The organism is Desulfitibacter sp. BRH_c19 (assembly GCA_001515945.1).
GTDB lineage: Bacteria > Bacillota > DSM-16504 > Desulfitibacterales > Desulfitibacteraceae > Desulfitibacter.
The window spans coordinates 17,912-38,161 of the sequence record LOER01000037.1; the positions used below are offsets into that span (position 1 = coordinate 17,912).

The 20,250-nt window shown below is 36.9% G+C and carries 19 protein-coding genes and 6 tRNA genes; 22 read left to right on the top strand and 3 right to left on the bottom strand.

What is annotated here, in order from left to right; all coding sequences use genetic code 11:
- Positions 1 to 59 precede the first annotated feature (59 nt).
- The 9 genes from APF76_00090 (at position 60) to APF76_00130 (ending at position 4,587) form a co-directional block, all read left to right on the top strand.
- Positions 60 to 944, top strand: coding sequence for a pyridoxal biosynthesis protein (locus tag APF76_00090; protein ID KUO49621.1), 885 nt, complete (start codon positions 60 to 62; stop codon positions 942 to 944).
- 51 nt (positions 945 to 995) lie between these two features.
- The gene (locus APF76_00095) at positions 996 to 1,559 is read left to right on the top strand and encodes a glutamine amidotransferase (GenBank protein ID KUO49622.1); all 564 of its coding nucleotides are present in this window, start codon (positions 996 to 998) and stop codon (positions 1,557 to 1,559) included.
- Positions 1,560 to 2,143: 584 nt separating this feature from the next.
- Complete coding sequence (locus APF76_00100; protein KUO49623.1) at positions 2,144 to 3,418, top strand: serine--tRNA ligase; 1,275 nt, start codon at positions 2,144 to 2,146, stop codon at positions 3,416 to 3,418.
- A 74-nt stretch (positions 3,419 to 3,492) separates the two neighbouring features.
- Positions 3,493 to 3,582 (top strand) — tRNA-Ser (locus APF76_00105).
- 42 nt (positions 3,583 to 3,624) lie between these two features.
- Positions 3,625 to 3,719, top strand: a tRNA-Ser gene (locus tag APF76_00110).
- A gap of 20 nt (positions 3,720 to 3,739) precedes the next feature.
- Positions 3,740 to 3,816, top strand: a tRNA-Arg gene (locus tag APF76_00115).
- Positions 3,817 to 3,834: 18 nt separating this feature from the next.
- A tRNA-Arg gene (locus APF76_00120) sits at positions 3,835 to 3,911 on the top strand.
- Positions 3,912 to 3,933: 22 nt separating this feature from the next.
- Entirely contained in the window at positions 3,934 to 4,386 is a 453-nt protein-coding gene (locus APF76_00125) for a hypothetical protein (protein ID KUO49624.1), read from the top strand.
- A gap of 111 nt (positions 4,387 to 4,497) precedes the next feature.
- Positions 4,498 to 4,587 (top strand) — tRNA-Ser (locus APF76_00130).
- A 77-nt stretch (positions 4,588 to 4,664) separates the two neighbouring features.
- Here the strand turns inward: APF76_00130 and APF76_00135 are convergent.
- Positions 4,665 to 5,117: a hypothetical protein gene (locus APF76_00135; protein KUO49625.1), complete on the bottom strand. Its 453-nt coding sequence runs from the start codon at positions 5,115 to 5,117 to the stop codon at positions 4,665 to 4,667.
- A 120-nt stretch (positions 5,118 to 5,237) separates the two neighbouring features.
- Here APF76_00135 and APF76_00140 point away from each other — a divergent pair, with 120 nt between their 5' ends.
- Positions 5,238 to 5,600 (top strand): hypothetical protein, encoded by a 363-nt coding sequence (locus tag APF76_00140; GenBank protein KUO49626.1) that lies wholly within the window; start codon positions 5,238 to 5,240, stop codon positions 5,598 to 5,600.
- A gap of 125 nt (positions 5,601 to 5,725) precedes the next feature.
- Here the strand turns inward: APF76_00140 and APF76_00145 are convergent, their stop codons facing one another.
- Complete coding sequence (locus APF76_00145) at positions 5,726 to 6,064, bottom strand: hypothetical protein (GenBank protein KUO49627.1); 339 nt, start codon at positions 6,062 to 6,064, stop codon at positions 5,726 to 5,728.
- A 246-nt stretch (positions 6,065 to 6,310) separates the two neighbouring features.
- Here APF76_00145 and APF76_00150 point away from each other — a divergent pair, with 246 nt between their 5' ends.
- The 3 genes from APF76_00150 (at position 6,311) to APF76_00160 (ending at position 9,889) form a co-directional block, all read left to right on the top strand.
- The gene (locus tag APF76_00150; GenBank protein KUO49628.1) at positions 6,311 to 6,919 is read left to right on the top strand and encodes a hypothetical protein; all 609 of its coding nucleotides are present in this window, start codon (positions 6,311 to 6,313) and stop codon (positions 6,917 to 6,919) included.
- A gap of 409 nt (positions 6,920 to 7,328) precedes the next feature.
- Positions 7,329 to 8,714 carry a GCN5 family acetyltransferase gene (locus APF76_00155; GenBank protein KUO49629.1) on the top strand — a complete coding sequence of 462 codons (1,386 nt, stop codon included), beginning with the start codon at positions 7,329 to 7,331 and terminating at the stop codon, positions 8,712 to 8,714.
- Positions 8,715 to 8,731: 17 nt separating this feature from the next.
- Positions 8,732 to 9,889: a hypothetical protein gene (locus tag APF76_00160; GenBank protein ID KUO49630.1), complete on the top strand. Its 1,158-nt coding sequence runs from the start codon at positions 8,732 to 8,734 to the stop codon at positions 9,887 to 9,889.
- On the opposite strand, the gene APF76_00165 is transcribed toward APF76_00160, so the two are convergent.
- Positions 9,867 to 10,436: a thymidine kinase gene (locus APF76_00165; GenBank protein ID KUO49631.1), complete on the bottom strand. Its 570-nt coding sequence runs from the start codon at positions 10,434 to 10,436 to the stop codon at positions 9,867 to 9,869. The two genes, APF76_00160 and APF76_00165, sit on opposite strands and share 23 nt — an antisense overlap.
- Before the next feature lie 215 nt (positions 10,437 to 10,651).
- Here APF76_00165 and APF76_00170 point away from each other — a divergent pair, with 215 nt between their 5' ends.
- The 9 genes from APF76_00170 (at position 10,652) to APF76_00210 (ending at position 20,112) form a co-directional block, all read left to right on the top strand.
- Positions 10,652 to 10,948: a hypothetical protein gene (locus APF76_00170; protein ID KUO49632.1), complete on the top strand. Its 297-nt coding sequence runs from the start codon at positions 10,652 to 10,654 to the stop codon at positions 10,946 to 10,948.
- 76 nt (positions 10,949 to 11,024) lie between these two features.
- Positions 11,025 to 12,311, top strand: coding sequence for a mechanosensitive ion channel protein MscS (locus tag APF76_00175; protein KUO49633.1), 1,287 nt, complete (start codon positions 11,025 to 11,027; stop codon positions 12,309 to 12,311).
- Between the two features lie 290 nt (positions 12,312 to 12,601).
- Positions 12,602 to 14,017, top strand: a complete 1,416-nt coding sequence (locus APF76_00180) for a DEAD/DEAH box helicase (GenBank protein KUO49634.1) — start codon at positions 12,602 to 12,604, stop codon at positions 14,015 to 14,017.
- A gap of 507 nt (positions 14,018 to 14,524) precedes the next feature.
- A tRNA-Ser gene (locus tag APF76_00185) sits at positions 14,525 to 14,616 on the top strand.
- A gap of 447 nt (positions 14,617 to 15,063) precedes the next feature.
- Positions 15,064 to 16,698: a hypothetical protein gene (locus APF76_00190; GenBank protein KUO49635.1), complete on the top strand. Its 1,635-nt coding sequence runs from the start codon at positions 15,064 to 15,066 to the stop codon at positions 16,696 to 16,698.
- Between the two features lie 24 nt (positions 16,699 to 16,722).
- On the top strand, positions 16,723 to 17,040 hold the full coding sequence (locus APF76_00195) for a nucleoid-associated protein (protein ID KUO49636.1): 318 nt from the start codon (positions 16,723 to 16,725) through the stop codon (positions 17,038 to 17,040).
- 11 nt (positions 17,041 to 17,051) lie between these two features.
- Positions 17,052 to 17,660 (top strand): recombination protein RecR, encoded by a 609-nt coding sequence (locus APF76_00200; GenBank protein KUO49637.1) that lies wholly within the window; start codon positions 17,052 to 17,054, stop codon positions 17,658 to 17,660.
- 287 nt (positions 17,661 to 17,947) lie between these two features.
- Positions 17,948 to 18,856, top strand: coding sequence for a hypothetical protein (locus tag APF76_00205; protein KUO49638.1), 909 nt, complete (start codon positions 17,948 to 17,950; stop codon positions 18,854 to 18,856).
- A complete protein-coding gene (locus APF76_00210) occupies positions 18,853 to 20,112 on the top strand; it encodes a lysine 2,3-aminomutase (protein KUO49639.1) in 1,260 nt (419 codons plus the stop codon). The genes APF76_00205 and APF76_00210 overlap by 4 nt, the downstream gene beginning before the upstream one ends.
- Positions 20,113 to 20,250 lie beyond the last annotated feature (138 nt).

The window sequence follows — 20,250 nt, forward strand, 5'->3', positions numbered from 1 at the left end:
GTAAATTTAATAGCAAACTATGTAAAAAATAAGTTAATAATATACAGGAGGAATTTTATATGGAAAAGAAAGGTACTTGGAAAGTTAAAAAAGGTTTGGCAGAGATGTTAAAAGGCGGAGTTATTATGGATGTGACTACAGCTGAGCAGGCAAAGATTGCTGAAGAAGCTGGAGCATGTGCAGTAATGGCGTTAGAAAGGGTACCATCAGATATAAGAGCAGATGGTGGCGTTGCACGTATGGCTGACCCAACTATTATAAAGAATATTATGGCAGTAGTTAGCATCCCTGTAATGGCAAAGGCAAGGATAGGACACTTTGTAGAAGCCCAAATTCTAGAATCCTTGGGAGCCGATTATATTGATGAATCAGAAGTTTTAACTCCTGCAGATGAGCAGTATCATATAGATAAAAATCTTTTTAATGTTCCATTTGTTTGTGGAGCCAGAAACCTTGGAGAGGCGCTTAGGAGAATAAATGAAGGTGCAGCAATGATCAGAACCAAGGGAGAACCTGGTACTGGTAATGTGGTAGAGGCTGTTCGTCATATGAGAATGATGATGTCTGAAATCCGTCGATTAGCAAACATGAGAGAAGATGAATTATACACAATAGCTAAAGATATTCAAGCTCCATATGAGCTTGTAAAGTATATAGCTGAAAATGGCAAACTTCCTGTAGTGAATTTTGCAGCTGGTGGAATTGCAACACCTGCGGATGCTGCATTGATGATGCAACTAGGGTGTGATGGAATTTTTGTAGGTTCAGGTGTATTTAAGTCTAATGAGCCTGCAAAGAGAGCAAAAGCTATAGTAACAGCGACAACACATTTTAATGATCCAAAAATATTAGCCGAAGTTTCCAGAGATTTAGGAGAGGCTATGCCAGGAATAGAGATTGCCAATATTGAGGAAAGTCAAAGAATGCAAGAAAGAGGCTGGTAAAAACCTTTATCCACTCTAGATGCAGCAATAGAGATATAGGGAGAGATTTATGTGAAAACAGTAGGAGTCTTAGCATTGCAGGGAGCCTTTAGAGAGCATAGACAGTCTCTTATTAAATGTGGCGTTGATGTAATAGAGGTTAGAAAAGTAGATGATCTGGACAAGTGTTCTGCTTTGATAATACCAGGGGGAGAAAGTACAACTATTGGTAAATTACTAATCGAGTGGAACCTAATGGATGCTATTAAGAAACGAGTACATGAAGGAATGGCCCTTTTTGGCACCTGTGCTGGTATGATATTAATGGCAAAAGACATTAAAGATAGTGACCAGCCGAGATTGGGTGTTCTAGATATAGAAGTAGTTAGAAATGCCTATGGTAGGCAGGTAAATAGCTTTGAAATTGATTTATCAATTCAGGGTTTAGATGAGCCTTTTTCTAGTGTATTTATTAGGGCACCTTATGTGACTAATGTTGGCCCAAACGTTGAAATATTATCAAAACATGATGGTAAAATTGTAATGGTTAAACAAGGTAAGCTATTAGGGTGTTCTTATCACCCTGAATTAACAGATGACTTAAGAATTCATCAGTACTTTGTAGATATGATATGAGTGTATATACCATCAAAAGATGAAGATACTAACAATATATAGATTTAGGTTGAAATTTCCATTAAAATATGGTATTATTTTACAAAACCAAATATCTTAAAAACCCTATGAAAAAGAAAAGTAACTAAATGCATTTTTATTTTTATATAGAGAGTTGGTGTGTGGTGCAAACCAATAGAATGCTTTGGCGAATCCACTTCGGAGGGTGCTGGGAAGGAAATATCATAACCAGTTTACGGGTTGAACCGTTATAGCTTTAGAGATAACCTTTATTAGATAAGGTTAATTAAGGGTGGTACCGTGAGAGCTCTCGCCCCTGTTATTGGGGATGAGGGCTTTTTTATACTATCGGAAAGTATAAGTTCAAACAAGGTAGATAGTATTCACAAAGACTAAGGCTTCCGCTACGTCTAAGGACTTGGCGCACTATAGTACTGGTATTTCTACGCATTGCAAAAGACACAATGCTAGAACTACTGGCGGCTTTGCACTGGTATTTCTACGCATTGCAAAAGACACAATGCTAGAACTACTGGCGAAAGTCAAGTTTTGTTTTATATAAAATTAGAAAGGGGGAAAGTACATTGCTAGATTTAAAATTTGTACGGGATAATCTTAATATTGTTGAAGAAGGCTTAAAAAAGAGAGGAACAATCATAGATTTAACAGAATTCAAAACCCTTGAAGAAGAAAGAAGAAAATTGCTTAGTGAGGTTGAATTTTTAAAAAATAAAAGAAACACAGTATCTGAGGAAATTGCTGTCCTTAAAAAGAGAAAAGAAAATGCTGATGAAATGATTGAGGAAATGAGACTGGTTTCTCAAGCCATAAAGGGATTGGACGAACAGGCTAAAGAAGTAGAAAGTAAGCTACAAGAAATTCTTTTAATCATTCCAAATATACCCCATGAAACTGTGCCAGCTGGATCGTGTGATGATGATAACAGAGTAGAAAGAAAGTGGGGGGAACCGAAAGTATTTAGCTTTGAAGCCAAAGCTCATTGGGATATTGGAGAAGAGCTTAATCTAATTGAGTTTGAAAGAGGATCCAAGGTTACAGGAGCTAGATTTGTTTTCTATAGAGGTGGAGGAGCTAGACTAGAAAGAGCCTTAATTAATTTCATGTTAGACCTACACATTACTGAGCATGGATATATAGAGCTATTTCCTCCATTTATGGTAAATAGTCAGTCCATGATAGGAACAGGGCAGTTACCTAAATTTGCGGATGACATGTTCAAAATAGCCAATACTGATTATTGGTTAATTCCAACTGCAGAAGTTCCAGTGACTAATATATATAGCGGGGAAATATTAAATGAAGCAGACCTGCCCATTTATCATACAGCTTATAGTGCATGCTTTAGGGCAGAAGCTGGGGCACATGGTAGAGATACAAGAGGATTAATCCGTCAGCATCAGTTTAATAAGGTAGAATTAGTTAAGTTCACTACTCCTGAAAACTCTTATCAGGAGCTTGAAAAATTAACAAAAAATGCTGAAAAGGTGCTCCAGATATTAGAACTTCCTTATAGGGTTGCAACATTATGCGGAGGGGACATTGGTTTCTCATCTGCTAAGACATATGATTTAGAAGTATGGCTACCTTCATTTAATACTTACAGAGAGATTTCTTCATGTAGTAATTTTGAGGATTTTCAGGCAAGAAGGGCAGATATCCGTTATAGACCTGCAAAAGGCAAGCCTAGATATGTTCATACAATAAATGGTTCCGGGTTGGCTGTTGGCAGAACATTATCAGCTATTTTAGAAAACTATCAACAGGAGGATGGAAGTGTTATAATACCAGAAGCATTACGTCCATATATGGGCGGTATGGTAAAGTTGGAAAAAAGTTAACGTTGATATGCATTGACTATTTCTTAATAATGTTATATAATAACTTTTGCTTGTAAAAATCAATATCTTTTGTTGGAGGGGTGTCCGAGCGGTTGAAGGAGGCGGTCTTGAAAACCGTTGAGCCTTTGCGGGTTCCGTGGGTTCGAATCCCACCCCCTCCGCCATAATTGATTTTCCTGTTATTTTGTGGTACAATTATTAAGCGTGGAGAGATGGCCGAGTCGGCTGAAGGCGGTCGCCTGCTAAGCGATTATACGGACCAAAATCCGTATCGAGGGTTCGAATCCCTCTCTCTCCGCCATTTTTTATTTCCAAAAATATGCGCCCGTAGCTCAATTGGATAGAGTGACTGACTACGAATCAGTAGGTTGGAGGTTCGAGCCCTCCCGGGCGCGCCATTAAACTATAATTAAAAGGTTTCCGTAGCTCAGCAGGATAGAGCGACTGCCTCCTAAGCAGTAGGCCGTGGGTTCGAATCCCGCCGGGAACACCATTGAGAATAAGTGGTGATAAATATGGATCACCAATTTTATATGAAGGAAGCTTTAGCGCAGGCATACAAGGCTTTAGAACTTGGAGAGGTTCCTATTGGTGCTGTCCTGGTTAAAAATAATAATATAATAGCCAGGGATTTTAACTACCGTGAAAAATCCAATGATCCAACAGCCCATGCAGAAATTCGGGTTATAAGAAAAGGTGCAGGAGTACAGGGAAACTGGCGTTTACAGGACTGCACTCTGTATGTTACTTTAGAACCCTGCCCAATGTGTGCAGGGGCTATTTTAAATTCTAGGATAAAAAGGCTTGTCTTTGGAGCCTATGACCCTAAAGGTGGAGCTGCGGGAACACTAGTTAATCTATTAGAAGATGCTAGATTTAATCATCAGGTTGAAATCATAACAGGAGTACTAGAGGAAGATTGCAAAGAAGTCCTGCAATCTTTTTTTAAAAGATTAAGGAACAAATAGGGTTCCTAGATACACTAGCAAGTTTTCCAAACTCTCGGAGTTCGAATCAGGACAGGTTTTTGAGCTGTTCTATCCAAGTTCTATCCGAGGTACTCAAATAAGTTTATATTCGGAGAGTTGTCCGAGCGGTTTAAGGAGCTGGTCTCGAAAACCAGTGTACATGTAAATGTACCCAGGGTTCAAATCCCTGACTCTCCGCCAAAAAGAACTATGATTTTAATACAATGAAAAGCCCTTGATTTTTCAAGGGCTTTTCATTGCTGTTCTGATTAAATTTACTACGCTATTTCTAATTCGTCAATGTTGCCCGGGGCAATTGTGTTGTCCAACATACGCAGCTTTGTAGGTATAATTTCATATACTGCCATATTGTGCTGTATTTCGGGATTTGGCGGGAGTGATGCGAACTGGGGCCTGCGTGTCATAAAATTTTGCATATAGGCGCCAATTTTTGCTGGCTCTTCACATATTTTTACAGTTCCATATATTTCTACAGATTTTGCCGTCAAAAATTCTGCATCCTGCTCAGTAACAATAGCTGCTATATATGGATTGTTTTTCATGTTAGCAGCTTTTCTGGAACGAAGATCTGTGAAGAAAAACAGCGATTCACCCGTCCACATATAGTCAACGGTATCTAAAACTGGATTGCCATCAGCACCTATTGTCGCTAATGTTAAAATTGAGTGTTGCTTGAGATAGGCGCTCATTGTTTCAAATGTATTTGCCATAAAATTTCCTCCTTATTTTTTTACAAGTAATTTGATAATGTAAGTTTATCATGTATAATAGAAATATCAAGTACTGATGTTTTTATTAATTAGTGCTAATTTAGTACTATTGGAGGAGTTATGAGGAATTTCGAATATGTTAATGGCGTTTGCCCAGTTGGTGCAGGAGTTTCTGCGATTGGAGGAAAATGGAAGATTGCAATTATTTGGAGTTTAAGAAATGGTGCAGTGCGATTTAATGACCTACATAGAATGCTGCCTCAGAATCTTTCTCAATCTGTATTGACAAAACAATTAAGAGAGCTTGAGGGTGATGGGGTAATTGCACGTAAGATTTACCACGAGATACCTCCTAAAGTTGAATATTCACTTACGCAAGTCGGTGAAGCTTTTTTACCGGTGATTATAGAATTAGGTGAATGGAGTGAAAAGTACCTGTTGAAAAACAAGAGACTGCTCAATTATTCTCGGGTTGATGGTTGAAGGTGTGCCTACAATGGTTGGATACATCGGCTGTGATCCAACTGATGACGGACAGGTGTCTTGGCGTACCTGCAATCTGGCTTTCCTTCCCAGGACATACAGGGAACGTACCGGAAAACACCTATTCAATTTTCAAGGTTCAGCAGAGGGGGTAGAAGTTGTCCCTCTAACAGCCCTTTCATTTTTAAGGCATAAAAACACCCTTCCAAACTTGCGGGTTTGGAAGGATTATTCGGGCATGGGAACAGCCCCGCCAAAACAACTGAAATTAACATCATCAATAGGGTAGCTGTCAGTATAGTCCAATGCATCTCAACACTGTTGAGGACAAATCCATACACTAATGCACCAAAAGGCATACCGCCCTTGGTAATCATTCCAACAATTGAAAACATCCTAGACATGTATTCATTAGGTGTTGCCCTTTGTATAATAAAGGTCTGCACCGGAACATTGATGAACATAATAGCAGCGCACACCTGTGAGTAGAACCAGGAATGTCCCCAATATGGCTAAATCAGGTGGAGCAGAGTCCCCGTCTGATTCCCCGATGTTCAGCTTTGCCTGAATGAGTTCACTAGATGTTAAGATGGGAGTCTGAGACTAGTAGGAACTTCCCATAAAATATAAGACCAAGGTGCGATATCTATGTAGTGCTCCGCCATATATAATGGAATCATAAAAATTATACGATATGGAGGAGTAAAAGTATGAGGAAGATAGTTACTATATTAATTATAACCCTTGTATTAAGTTTTCCTACAACTGCATTTGCGGAGACACCATCCAAAGAAGCTGAAGTATCTGTTTCAAATATACCCGATATCATTAATGTAGGGGAAAGCATTGAACTGTCAGCGGTTACAGTCAAGCAAGGTTCATCTTATGAGGAAAAATGGAATGGTGCAACAGCAGAGGGTACTGTTTTTGATGAGAATACGAATGAATACATATCAAAGGCGGTATTTTATGCTGAAAAACCCGGAACTTACGTAATAAACTATCAGATTAAGATGAGAGCTGGAAATAGCAACAGTTATTTTACTGGGACTGTTGAAAAAACCATAAAAGTGATTAACTCTGTGAGCGTCAAAGGTGCAGCTATTAGAAACCTGGTATTTAATGAAACCGATTCTGATGGAAGTATCTCAGGATATTCAGTCCAGGGAAGAACATATATTCTTTGGAGCGACGGAAGTGCCACACCTTATGGTTCAATATTTTTCTTTATGAGAGCTGATGAAATATCAAAGGATATTAGGGTATCCTTTACTGTAGAAAGTAAAGAATATTCCTATCTAGTTACTGTTGATAGATAAAAGAACTTCTAGATATGTTGCTATTTCACCCATAATTGTTCACTTTAAAGTAACTAAAGACGAGGAAGCTCCTTCTGCGAATATAAATCCGGAAGGAGCTTTTGTTTGTAGCTTTTTTTGAGTAAGCCATATAGCACATTATTTTATAGGAAAAGACCAAAACTTAAATTAAGAATGGATATAAGAAATTAATCATTACCCTAGACATAAATGAGGAGGGTTGCTGACTTTTAAAAAGAAATTTCTGGAAATTCTTAAAAGGGTTATATAAATACTTAGCGAAATAATAAGATAGCTACTATTTATCGATTCTTTCCTTTATCCTTTAGAAAATCAATGATGGGTTATGGGTAGCAGGCTAAAAACAGTAGAAATGATGATTTAAACATATTATACGAGGAGGTAGCTTATGAATAAAAATACTATTATTAACAGGGTAGGAAAAACACCTTTGGTAAGAGCAGAAAAACTAGAAAAGAAGCTGGGTATTTCAAAAATCTATCTCAAGTTAGAAGGAAATAACCCATCAGGGCAAAGGATAGATAGATTAGCTTACTTATTAATTAAGGATGCTATATCAATAAACAAAAAGACTATATGTACAGGAACCCATGGTGCATTATCTAAATCCTTGGCCCTAATCTCCCAGCATTATGATATTGACTGTGTCTTTATCAGTAATTCCAAAAGTAAAGTATTTAAAGAAAAAATATTTGAGAAGGATAACATAAGAATAATTAAATATGGCAAGAACCAGGCAGATTGTATTGCTTATAGTAAGGAATTATGTACTGAAAATGGCTGGTATAATGCCACTTTAGGGTTAGAGAATAACATTTTAAATATGACTGCCTTATCATTTATATCTGATGAGCTACATAACCAGGTAAGGGGAGAGATAGATACAGTTTTTTCTCTAATGAGTTATGGTTTTTCCGTTGCTGGCCTGAACTTGGGCTTTAGGCATTTATGGATTAACGACAAAATAAAAAAGTTACCCAAGTTTTATAACTGTACAATCAATTATGGCAATGTAATATATGAATCGTTCAAAAAAAATAGTTTAAAAATCATACCCATGACCAATGCAGCTATAGAAATTAATAAATACAATAGACATTTACTAAACTTTGATAGCTCTATAGCACAGGATGCTCTGGATTCAATTTATGATGCAAATGGTACCATTACAGGAATAAGTGAAGAAGAATTAATAAGGTACACAAATGCTTTTAAGGAAGCTGAAGACATTAAGTTTAATACAGAACAGGGATACGCCATAGCAGGATTTATGAAGGAAGTAGAAAAGGGCAACCTATGTGATGGAAATCATGTTATCTTATTAAACGATGGACGTGTTGATCTAAGTGTTAGGAAAGTAGAAAGGTCCGAAATAGACATTTCTATTGATGAACTTGTCTCGATGATGGACGAATGGCTCATGGAATATACAGATCCAAAGTGTGAGATTAGGGAGGCTCTAGGAGCAGCCTTTGAAGATGGGTTTGTATTAATGGCATATTACAATAATGAGTTGGCTGGAATTACAGTAGCAATACATACCGGCTTCGAGGACTTTTTACCAACCTATCACATAGGCTATATAGCCACCAAAAGATCAATTAAAGGGCGAGGTATAGCTACACAGCTTCTTAATGAGGCAATCGAGTTATCAGATGGGAAAATATCCCTTCATGTTGCAAAAGATAATAACCGAGCTATTAAGCTCTATGAAAAAATGGGATTTGAAAAATCCTATATTAGAATGATTTATAAGCTAAAAAGCGATATCTAACCGAGGGAGGAAGCTTAGTGGAGAGGTTGAGCCTTGTTGAAAAAAGCCCATATTACTGGGAAGAGGAGCCAATTATTGAGAAAAAGCAACAGAATAAATTATCTAATAAATATAGATTAATTGATTTATGTTGTGGAGCGGGAGGATTATCAGCAGGTTTTGAACTAACTAATCTATTTGAAGTGGTCTTGGGCTTAGATATCTATACTTCGGCAATGGAGACATTTAGACATAACCATCCATTTTCTTCTACCATTCTCGGAGATATTAGAAAAATAACTGATAAGATGTTTTTGGATACTATAGGCAATATGCAGGTTAATGTTGTAGCCGCTGGGGTTCCTTGCCAGGGGTTTTCCATTTCAAATAAAAAAAGAAATGCATACGATGAAAGAAACTTTATGTTTTTAGAAGTAATAAGACTAGCTAATAATGTTGAACCAGATATAATACTAATTGAAAATGTTTCAGGGATGAAGTCAACAGGCCAGGGTTCGTTTGTTAAAAATATAGAACAGGCATTATCCAATGTTGGGACAGGATATAATGTGACACATGGAATGGTTAATGCTGTGGACTTTGGAGTTCCCCAATATAGAAAAAGGTTAATATTCATTGGCTTAAAGAAGAAACTCAACATAAATGAATTTCTATTTCCAAATCCTACACATGGAAACGGATTACCCTTAAAACATACTACCGTTTGGGATGCAATTAGTGATCTACCATTTATTCTTTCAGGAGAATCTGCTAATGAATATAGAAGCAATCCTAATAGTAAGTACCAGGAGTTGATGAGAGAGAGATCACAGGGTTTGTTTAATTACCAAGCCCCTAATCATCCACAAGCTACTATTAAACGGATAGAGCAAACAATACCAGGCCAACCTATGTACGAAAACTATAAACAAAGAATACGGTTGTCATGGGATACCCAAAGTCCTACTCAATTAGCTGGAGGCATCAGATCGCAATTTCAATTTGGGCATCCAGAGGTTCCTAGAGGTTTAACAATTCGAGAAAGAGCTAGAATCCAAAGTTTTCCTGATGATTATATTTTTAAGGGAGGTATCGTACAAGGAAGGGTTCAGACTGGGAATGCAGTACCTCCATTATTAGCTAAAGCAATAGCTTTTCAATTAGGGCAAGTGCTTACTGGGGCTGGGGTGGGTTAAACCAATGCTTTCTACATACTGATTTATACAATTCATTCCCACCTATTTCTATTTGATCTCCTTCATAAACTGGTTTACCTTCTTTAAACTTGAGAATCATTGTGGCTTTTCTGTTACAATACGTACAGATTGTTTTAATTTCTTCTAATTTATCTGCAAATCTGACGAGTACTTCACTACCTTCGAATAGCTTTGCCCTGTAGTCCCTGAGCAAGCCATAGCATATCACAGGAATATTTAACTTATCAACAATATATACAAAATCCAAAATATTATTCTCTCGTAAGAACTGAGCCTCATCTACTAAAACGCAGTCGGGCATTTCATTTTTGACAGTAGAAATAATGTCTAAATTATTATCTATTGGAATGGCAGTTTTACTAATACCAATTCTAGATGCTACTTTTCTTTTACCATACCTTTCATCAATGGAAGGAGAAAAGATTAATACCCTTCTGCCCTGCTCTTCATAGTTATGGGCTGTCATCAATAATTGGGCAGATTTTGAAGCATTCATTTGACCATAGCGAAAAAATAATTGTGCCATAACGTAACCCCTTTGAGATAGTTTTAATATATTTCGATAAAAATATTACCATTTCTTACTCTATATTAGCATTTCTAAACGAGTAAATAAAAGATATTTTTTGTGACAGCTAAGATAGCTAAATTAAATAGTTTTGGGAGGAAAAAGGGTTTTAGAAGGAGAATGGATATTATTTAGGCGTTTCATCTAATTATTTTAAATGGAGGCTATGTACCATGGATAGATTGTTAATAATACTAATAGGTGTTATTTTAATTTTTGCATTACTAACTTGGGGATTAGATAAGATTTTTAGGAACAGACTTTATAAATTTATACCTTCTTTTGGAGCCTTCTTGGCAGGTATTATTAATATCTACATTGCTAGAACTTCACCAGGTGAAGGTGGATTTGAGAATTTGGCAAAAGCTGTAATTGCTATTCTGCTTCTATCGGGGGCATTGTCGGGTTTTATAACAGGGATTATTATGGATACAATCATACCGATGTTTAGAAATAGAAAAACCCGCTGAAGGATAGCTGATAGCTCAAAAAGCAAAGTTGCCCTAGCTAGCTTTGTAAAATTACTGTATTTTGGGGGATAAGATGATGTTAGAATATATTACTAATCTACTGATGGATATTGGAATAAGCTCAACTATAGCTGGATACTTTACTAACGGGATATTGATCCTCTTTATTTTGTTATTGAGTGTATTGGGGAATTTCATCGCTAAGAAGATTGTTTTGAGGGTAATGACCCATTATATTACAAACAATCAGATAAAATGGGACAATATTATGCTGGAAAGGAAGGTATTCGAAAGACTTTCTCATATAGTGCCAGCTCTCATTATTTTTTCCTTTGCCCAATTTTTTCCGAGCTTACAGATATGGATACAAAGGTTTGCGGCTGCCTATATTATTATAGTAGGAATATTTGTTACTAGTGCTTTTTTAAACGCCGTGGAGGATATCTATAGATGCTATGAAGTATCCAAAACTAAGCCAATAAAGAGCTATATTCAGGTCATCAAAATTATTGTATATATTATAGGCGGCATCCTAATTATAGGTAATATGATTGGTGAAAGCCCCTTTGTTCTTCTAGGTGGCATAGGAGCCTTGTCGGCTGTTTTAATATTAGTATTTAAAGATTCTATTCTTGGACTGGTTGCCAGCATACAGCTGTCTGCAAATGACATGGTTCGCATCGGTGATTGGATAGAAATGCCAAAGTATGGAGCCGATGGAGATGTAAAAGACATTACCTTAAACATTGTTAAAGTGGAGAATTTTGATAGAACAATCACAACTATCCCTACCTACGCTTTAATATCGGACTCTTTTAAAAACTGGAGAGGCATGCAGGATTCTGGGGGTAGGAGAATTAAGCGTTCTATATTTATAGATACAAATAGTATAGCCTTTTGCACAGAGGAAATGATTGAGAGATTTAAAAAGATTCTTTACCTGTCTGAATATATAACAACTAAGCAAAGAGAAATAGAGGAGTATAATCAAAAGCTTAATGTAGATATTGTTGACTTAATTAATGGCAGACGACTTACCAACATTGGTACATTTAGAATATATATTGAGCAGTATTTAAAAAACCATCCCAAAATTCATAAGGAAATGATCCAAATGGTTAGGCAACTGGCACCTGGGGAACATGGTCTTCCAATAGAGGTCTATGTATTTACCAATGATACTGACTGGATTAATTATGAAAACATACAATCAGATATTTTTGATCATATACTAGCAGTATCGTCTCAATTTGGATTAAGGGTATTCCAAAACCCAACCGGATATGATATGAGGGCTGGGTTAGGTGCTCGTGAAACTGATAAAACACACAAAAATATACAGAATAAACCAGATAACAGTTGACTTTTTATCTAGGGTGGGGTAGTATTGTACATGTTGTTATAGATTAAAACTAACTATATATCAAAATAGTCTGGTGAGGGCATTTCATTAACAATTTGAGATGTCCTTTTATAATTAAAAGAGTCAATATGTTATAAATAGACAATTTACAGAGCATTCTATAAACAGAGTATAAGCTTAATGTGTTTTCTATCTGTGAAGTTTAGTTAATTATAGAGGTAAGTTAGCGGATGCTATTTGATGGTTAGTTTTAGGTATAGTATAAAAAATAATAAGGGGTTATGTAAAATATGCCAACATTTCAAGAAATGGGACTTAGCCGCCCCCTAATTCAGGCTACAACAAATATGGGTTTTGAGGAAGCTACTCCAATACAAGAGATAGCTATTCCTGTTGTAATGGCAGGAAGAGATGTAATCGGTCAAGCCCAGACAGGAACAGGCAAAACAGCAGCGTTTGGTATTCCTCTAATAGAGAAAATAATTGTTGGGTCTGGGAAAACTCAAGGAATTATCATTACACCAACAAGAGAACTTGCGATACAGGTTGCTGAGGAATTAAATAGAATAGGCCAGTTTAAGGGCGTTCGTTCTCTGCCAATTTATGGAGGACAAGATATAAACCGCCAAATAAGGGCTCTTAAGAATGGACCGCAAATCATCGTTGGAACACCTGGTCGTTTAATGGATCATATGCGAAGAAGGACAGTCAAACTCAATAGTATAGAAATGGTTGTTCTTGATGAAGCTGACGAGATGTTAAATATGGGTTTCTTAGAGGATATAGAGACTATTCTCAAAGAAATTCCCCAGGAAAGGCAGACTGTGCTATTCTCAGCAACAATGCCAAGGCCGATACAGAACTTGGCTAGACGTTTTTTGAAGGATCCAGAGTTTCTAAGTGTAAAGACAAAAGAGGTTACAGTTCCTAATACTGAGCAATATTATTACGAGGTTCATGAAAAACAAAAATTTGATGTGCTTTGTAGGCTTCTAGATATTCAGTCTCCTGAACTAGCCATTATTTTTGGAAGAACTAAGAGGCGTGTTGATGAATTATTTGAGGCACTTAATAAACGTGGTTATTCTGCAGAAGCCATTCATGGCGATTTAACACAAGCCAAGCGTATGAGTGTATTACGTCATTTTAAAGAAGGAATAACAGATATATTGGTAGCCACAGATGTTGCAGCTAGGGGCCTAGACATTAGTGGTGTTACCCATGTCTACAATTTTGATATTCCTCAAGATCCTGAAAGCTATGTACACAGAATAGGTCGTACTGGCCGCGTTGGAAGACATGGATTGGCAGTTACCTTTGTAACTCCCAGAGAAATAGGTCATTTAAGGTTGATTGAGAAATTGACTAATAAAAGAATGGTTCGTAAACCTATACCATCAGTAAACGAGGCAATAGAAGGCCAACAACGGTTAGCTGTAGACAAAATAATGCGAGCTGTTGAAGAAGGAGAGCTATTTCCATATAAAGATCTAGCAGAGGGGTTACTCGAGGAAAATGATTCTGTAACACTATTGTCAGCAGCTTTAAAACTGTTTACAAAGGAGTCTGATACTTCCCCAATAAACCTAACAGCGGAAGCACCACTTAGACAGAAAAAGACAGATAATAAACGTGGTTATGGCCAAGGGCAGAGACGGGAGACATATGGCAATAAGAAACATAAGCAGTCACAAAAAAGACGCTAGAAGATAAACAGGATTCTTGACTTCAGGTGGAGTTTCCCACAGGATTAGTTCAACTACAGTTCAGGGAAAAACATCTGAACTAAGTTTCACTGAATTACTCCATCTAAAGGTTATAGAGCGAAACTTCATTTAATCAGCAGATTAAATGTTTAGCTGAGCTAATCCTTTAGGGGAAACCGTTATCCAGGGACATAGCACCGCTTGTCTCCCACTTACGACCGTAGTTCTAGCATTGTGTTTTAGCAATGCGTAGAAATACTAGTGCAAGGCTAGAAGATGGGAGTCTTAGCGGTGATAGTCATCGGATAAAATGTTAGCAGGAAAAGGGTACTATATTAATATGGTGCTCTTTCTTTATCAAGGCATCTGACAACATTTACAAGCTGCGGAACAAGCTGTGGACAGGGAGATAATCTTGACAAAAGAGGTGCAAGGTGTTAGTATTCTTAGGTAGCTTATTTGCGAAATAATGTTTTAAAAGATATAGGAATACAAGTATTTTCATCTGGAGAGGTGGCTGAGTCTGGCTGAAGGCGCTCGCCTGGAAAGCGGGTGTACCTTAACTGGTACCGTGGGTTCAAATCCCACCCTCTCCGCCATCTAATTAATATGTGAGTTTTGACCGTGCTAGGTGGGGAGGTAGCGGTGCCCTGTACCTACAATCCGCTATAGTAGGGCTGATGCCTATCCTAGGGTTTGTTCTGTTAAGGACTGAACCTCAAAAGTGGTGCTGATAATCAAGTCCTACGCAATGGAAACTCATGAACCCCGTCAGATCCGGAAGGAAGCAGCGGTAAGTGAACATTTTCGTGTGCCGTAGGGTTGCTTGGTAGGAGCTAACTAGGAGGTTACCGCTTGGGAGCGCAATATTCGAAGATAGGTGCACGGTCTTAAAATATTATATTCTATTTAAGCTAATCTTAGGTTGTAAATAACCTAAGATTTTTTATCTCCAGTCTTCTTTATCTACAACAGTACAACTGCAATTTATGTACTGTTCTGTTATAATAGTTACTGTTAGGGATTTTACTTTGGGCGGTGATTTAATGAGTTATATTGCACTTTATAGAAAATGGAGACCACAAGATTTTAATGAGCTGTTAGGCCAAAAACATGTAAGCAGGACTTTACAAAATGCATTAGCTTCAAATAAGCTTTCTCATGCGTATTTACTCTGTGGTCCAAGAGGTACCGGCAAAACCACTACTGCAAAAATCATTGCTAAAGCAGTTAATTGCCTAAATCCTAAAAATGGTGAACCATGCAATGAATGTAACTCCTGTAATATAATTAACTCTGGGAATTCACTAGACGTTCTTGAAATAGATGGAGCATCAAATCGTGGTATTGATGAGATACGTGATTTAAGAGAAAAGGTTAACTTAGCTCCTGCTCAAGGTAAATATAAGGTTTATATTATTGATGAAGTGCATATGTTAACTACTGAAGCATTTAATGCATTGCTAAAAACTCTAGAAGAACCCCCAAAATGTGTAATCTTTATTTTGGCTACAACAGAACCCCATAAGATGCCAGCAACAATTCTATCAAGATGTCAGCGTTTTGACTTTCGTAGACTTGACCCAGGAACAATTGTTCTACACTTAGAGGATATATGTAAAAAAAGCAGTATTGACTATGATGAGGAAGGATTAACAGTTATTGCTCGTTTAGCCCAGGGTGGCATGAGAGATGCCCTCAGTTTAATGGATCAATGCCTTTCCTATGGCGATCAAAAGCTAACATTAAAGCAAATCAATGAATCTTTGGGAATTGTAGCTACAGATTATGTTGCTGATATAGTTGATTTATTGATTTCTAGTCAGATTAAACAGTTGATAACTAAGGTGAATACAATAGTAGATGAAGGTAAGGATATTCGGCAGTTCACCAGTCAACTCCTTGACTACTTTAGGGATCTATTAATATACAAGACATGTGGTGAGAGCCTTCTTGTTTATAGTATAGATGACAAGAAAGAGTTTTTTTTGAAGCATCCTCAAGTCAGTGTTAATCAGTTAGAGTATGCAACTGATTGTATTAACAAAGTAGAAACAGAAATGAGATGGAGTAATAATCCTAGACTTCTTTTGGAGATGGCCTTTTTTAAAATTATTTTCCAAGAAGAAAGCGCAATGACCTCTGTGTTAGAAAGAATAAGTCTTCTAGAGGCTGAAATACAAAAGCTAAAGGATAATAATCAGATTACTACTGCGCAAACTATTCAAATAAAGCAGGAAAAAAGTAAAATCGTTCAGCATCCAAAGGTTCATGAAAAGGAAGAAGTAGATACATCAAAAGTGCCAAAGGACGAAAGCATTGGTAAAAATAGTGTAGATTTAACTTTGATAAGAGACAATTGGAGCAAAGTGCTGGATATTGTTAAAAAGAATAAAATTACCACCCACGCATTTTTATTGGAGGGTACACCAGTTCATTATGAGGAAGGATGTCTTGTAATCCAATTCCATACTAGCCATTCTTTTCATAAAGAAAAAATTGAGCAGGAAGAAAACAAACAAATAATTGAAGATGCATTAGCTTATTTACTTAAAAATAGGGTTAAAATAAAATGTGTTATAGGTTCTGGACAAGATAAAGAAAAAGGAAAACCTGAGAATGATTTACTGGAAGAGGCCATCAAAATTTTTGGTGGTAATGTTATAGAAATAAAAGATTAAGGAAATCTAAGGAGGAATTTTACTATGGGTATGGCAAATATGGGTAAAATGATGAAACAGGTTCAAAAGATGCAGGCAGACATGAAGAAAATGCAAGCAGAAATGGAAACAAGAACCCTTGAAGCAACAGCTGGTGGTGGAGCTGTAAAGGTTATTGCAAATGGTAAGCAGGAAATACTGTCAATAGTTATTTCCCCAGAGGCTGTTGATCCTGAAGATGTTGAAATGCTACAGGATATGATTTTAGCTGCTGTTAATGAGGCTTTACAAAAGACTCAGGAAATGATGCAGGAAGAAATGCAAAAGATAACTGGTGGTCTAAGTATTCCAGGTGTGTTTTAGGAGTTGAGAAATTGTTTGATTTCGCAAAGCCGGTAACAAAACTAATTAAAGAACTAAATAAGCTTCCAGGAATTGGTCCAAAAACAGCACAGCGGTTAGCTTTTCACATTTTGGACTATAGTGAAAAGGAAGTCCAAGGTTTGACTGAAGCAATATTGGAAGCCAAACACTCTATCAAGCTGTGCTCTAAATGTTGCAATTTAACAGATATTGACCCATGTATGACATGTGTTGATGAAAATAGAGATCAAGAAATTATTTGTGTAGTTGAAGATGCCAGAGATGTTGCAGCGCTGGAAAGAACCCGAGAGTATAAGGGTTTATATCATGTTTTGCATGGTGTTATTTCACCTATGGATAACGTAGGTCCAGAAAAGTTAAGAATAAAGGAATTATTGCAGAGAATAGGAAACAATCAAGTTAAAGAAATAGTAATGGCTACCAACCTTACTGTTGAAGGAGAAGCAACTGCAATGTATATTGCGCGATTAATAAATCCATTTGGAATAAAAGTAACACGAATAGCTCACGGGATACCAGTAGGAGGGGACCTTGAATATGCAGATGAGGTCACACTTGCAAGAGCTTTCGAAGGAAGAAGAAGTATGACATCAGTATAAAAATAGTCCCTAAACTTAAAATTCAGTTTAAGTTTAGGGACCTCCTATCACTTTAAAGCATATGCTGTTTTAAGAAAAAACATAAAAAATAAAAAAATTATAAATCTTTGCAGGAATTACCTTGAAAAGGTGTAATATTATTATAAGAGAAAAATACAAACATTAACCGAAGAAACAGTTTCAGATATATGTTTCTTTTTAAAAAGCCAAGCGTGCAGGAATTATTGCATGAATTATCATATTTCGGCGAAGGAACTGCATATATCTATGGAGAGTGACAATTAAATATGATAGATTCTCATTTAAAACAGAAGATTAAAAATCAATTTCATAAGTTATCTGCAACCCATAAGCTGCTAGCGGAATACTTGCTTGAAAACTATGAAGAGGCCGCATTTTTAACGGCTTCACGTTTAGGTACTATAGTAGGCACTAGTGAGTCTACTGTTATTAGATTTGCATCCACCATAGGATATCAAGGATATCCTGAATTACAAGAAGCCATGCAGGATATGGTTCGACATAAGCTAAGCACCACAACTCGACTAAGAGAAACAAGTGATTCGGCAAAGGATACCCAGGTTTTGCCTGAGCTATTTCTTGGTGATATGGAAAATCTGAAGAAAACATTTCAGGAAATTTCTGTAGAGGCATTTGAAGAAACGGTCGAGGAAATAAGTGATGCTTCAACAATTTATATCCTTGGACTGAGGAGTGCTCATTGTTTGGCGTTATTTCTAGGTTTTTATCTTGAGATGATAGGGAAAAAGGTAAAGGTAGTCCCGTCAGGAGTAAGTAGTATATATGAGCAACTGTCAGTAGTCAGAAATACTGATTTAGTCATTGGAATAAGCTTTCCAAGATACACCCGACAAACAATTGATGGTGTCGAGTATGCTAAAAAGCTTGGTGCAAAGGTAGTTGTTATTACTGATACTGTAGTATCTCCATTAGCGCAATGGGCAGATATTACTCTAACGAGTCAAAGTAACATAGGTTCCTTTATCGAGTCCTTTGCGGCTCCACTAAGTTTAATAAATGCCCTGGTAACTGCAGTAGGCCGAAAACAAAGAGACCAGACATTAGACATACTTGAAAAACAAGAGGTTATCTGGGAGAGATGTAATATTTTTTATGTTTCAGAAAAAGATAGTGTAAAAAAGAAACAACAAAAGGAAAAACTAAATGAGAGGTGATTTTTGTGAAAGAAAAAGACAAGAGGGAGCAAGCTATAGAAAGGGCTAGTGAACTTGAAGAACGCATAAAGCCTTATTTGGATGCCAAAGACAAAATTACTACAGGATTTGACTTACAGGAACGGTCCCAAAAAATGAAAGCAAAAATCTTAGAATATTTCAATGCTACTGAAGAGCAGTGGAATGATTGGCATTGGCAGATAAAGAACAGAATAGGTGATGTTGATAAACTTGTAAAATTTGTTGAAATTGATGATGAGCAAAAGCAAGTTATTAAACAAATAGAAAAAGACTATAGATGGTCAATATCGCCATATTATCTAAGCATATTAGATCCAAACGACCCTGCTTGCCCCATATGGATGCAAGCAATACCTAGTGCTCATGAATTAAATGATCCATATGGGAAAGAAGATCCCATGGCAGAAGAATACACATCTCCAGCTCCACGTATTACCAGGAGATATCCTGATAGACTGATAATTAATGTTACTAATCAATGTGCGATGTTTTGCAGACACTGCCAAAGAAGAAGAAATATTGGAGAGACTGATGCACCTGCTCCACAAAGTGATATTCAAGCTGCTATAGATTACATTAGAGCTAATCCAGAGATAAGGGATGTACTTATTACAGGGGGGGACCCATTAACCTTATCTGATGAAAACCTGGAATGGATCATATCAGAAATTAGAAGTATTCCTACAGTAGAAATAATTCGTCTTGGAAGCAGAACTTTGGTTACATGTCCACAAAGAGTAACTCAGGAATTATGCGATATGCTAGAAAAGTATCACCCGATATATATTAATACCCATTTTAATCACCCTAAAGAGGTTACCCCTGAAGCTTTAAAGGCTACTAGAAGGTTAGCTAAAGCAGGAATTCCCTTAGGAAATCAAGCAGTCTTGTTAAAAGGTATTAATAACGATCCTCATGTTATGAAAAAACTCAACCATGAGTTGCTAAAAATTCATGTTAAACCCTACTATATTTTCCATGCAAAATCAGTTAAAGGTACTACTCATTTTGTAACTCGAGTTGAGGATGGATTGGATATAATGGAGCAACTAAGAGGTTATACTTCAGGGTTGGCAATCCCCTGGTATATCATTAATGCACCTGAAGGTCATGGAAAGACTCCTATAATCCCTCAGTATTTAATACAACACGGCAAGGATCATGTTTTAATAAGAAACTGGGAAGGCAAGACTTATAAATACCCAAATGGCTATCCCGATAAACAGGATTCTTAACTCAGGTGGAGTTTTGACTCCATCTGAGTTTTATAGAGCGAAACTTGCCAACTTGTTTGGCGTAGCTAAGCTAATCCTTTAGGGAAAACCGTTATCCAGGGACGTAGCGCCACTTATCTCCCACTTGCGCCAGTAGTT

Bases quoted from the DNA above. Each gene is read 5' to 3' on its own strand.
- APF76_00125 (KUO49624.1), top strand. From the start codon at position 3,934: ATGGATCACCAATTTTATATGAAGGAAGCTTTAGCGCAGGCATACAAG.
- APF76_00190 (KUO49635.1), top strand. From the start codon at position 15,064: ATGAGTTATATTGCACTTTATAGAAAATGGAGACCACAAGATTTTAAT.
- APF76_00145 (KUO49627.1), bottom strand. From the start codon at position 6,064: ATGTTCATCAATGTTCCGGTGCAGACCTTTATTATACAAAGGGCAACA.
- APF76_00170 (KUO49632.1), top strand. From the start codon at position 10,652: ATGGATAGATTGTTAATAATACTAATAGGTGTTATTTTAATTTTTGCA.
- APF76_00165 (KUO49631.1), bottom strand. From the start codon at position 10,436: ATGGCACAATTATTTTTTCGCTATGGTCAAATGAATGCTTCAAAATCT.
- APF76_00155 (KUO49629.1), top strand. From the start codon at position 7,329: ATGAATAAAAATACTATTATTAACAGGGTAGGAAAAACACCTTTGGTA.
- APF76_00195 (KUO49636.1), top strand. From the start codon at position 16,723: ATGGGTATGGCAAATATGGGTAAAATGATGAAACAGGTTCAAAAGATG.
- APF76_00135 (KUO49625.1), bottom strand. From the start codon at position 5,117: ATGGCAAATACATTTGAAACAATGAGCGCCTATCTCAAGCAACACTCA.
- APF76_00140 (KUO49626.1), top strand. From the start codon at position 5,238: ATGAGGAATTTCGAATATGTTAATGGCGTTTGCCCAGTTGGTGCAGGA.
- APF76_00205 (KUO49638.1), top strand. From the start codon at position 17,948: ATGATAGATTCTCATTTAAAACAGAAGATTAAAAATCAATTTCATAAG.
- APF76_00090 (KUO49621.1), top strand. From the start codon at position 60: ATGGAAAAGAAAGGTACTTGGAAAGTTAAAAAAGGTTTGGCAGAGATG.
- APF76_00150 (KUO49628.1), top strand. From the start codon at position 6,311: ATGAGGAAGATAGTTACTATATTAATTATAACCCTTGTATTAAGTTTT.
- APF76_00180 (KUO49634.1), top strand. From the start codon at position 12,602: ATGCCAACATTTCAAGAAATGGGACTTAGCCGCCCCCTAATTCAGGCT.
- APF76_00175 (KUO49633.1), top strand. From the start codon at position 11,025: ATGTTAGAATATATTACTAATCTACTGATGGATATTGGAATAAGCTCA.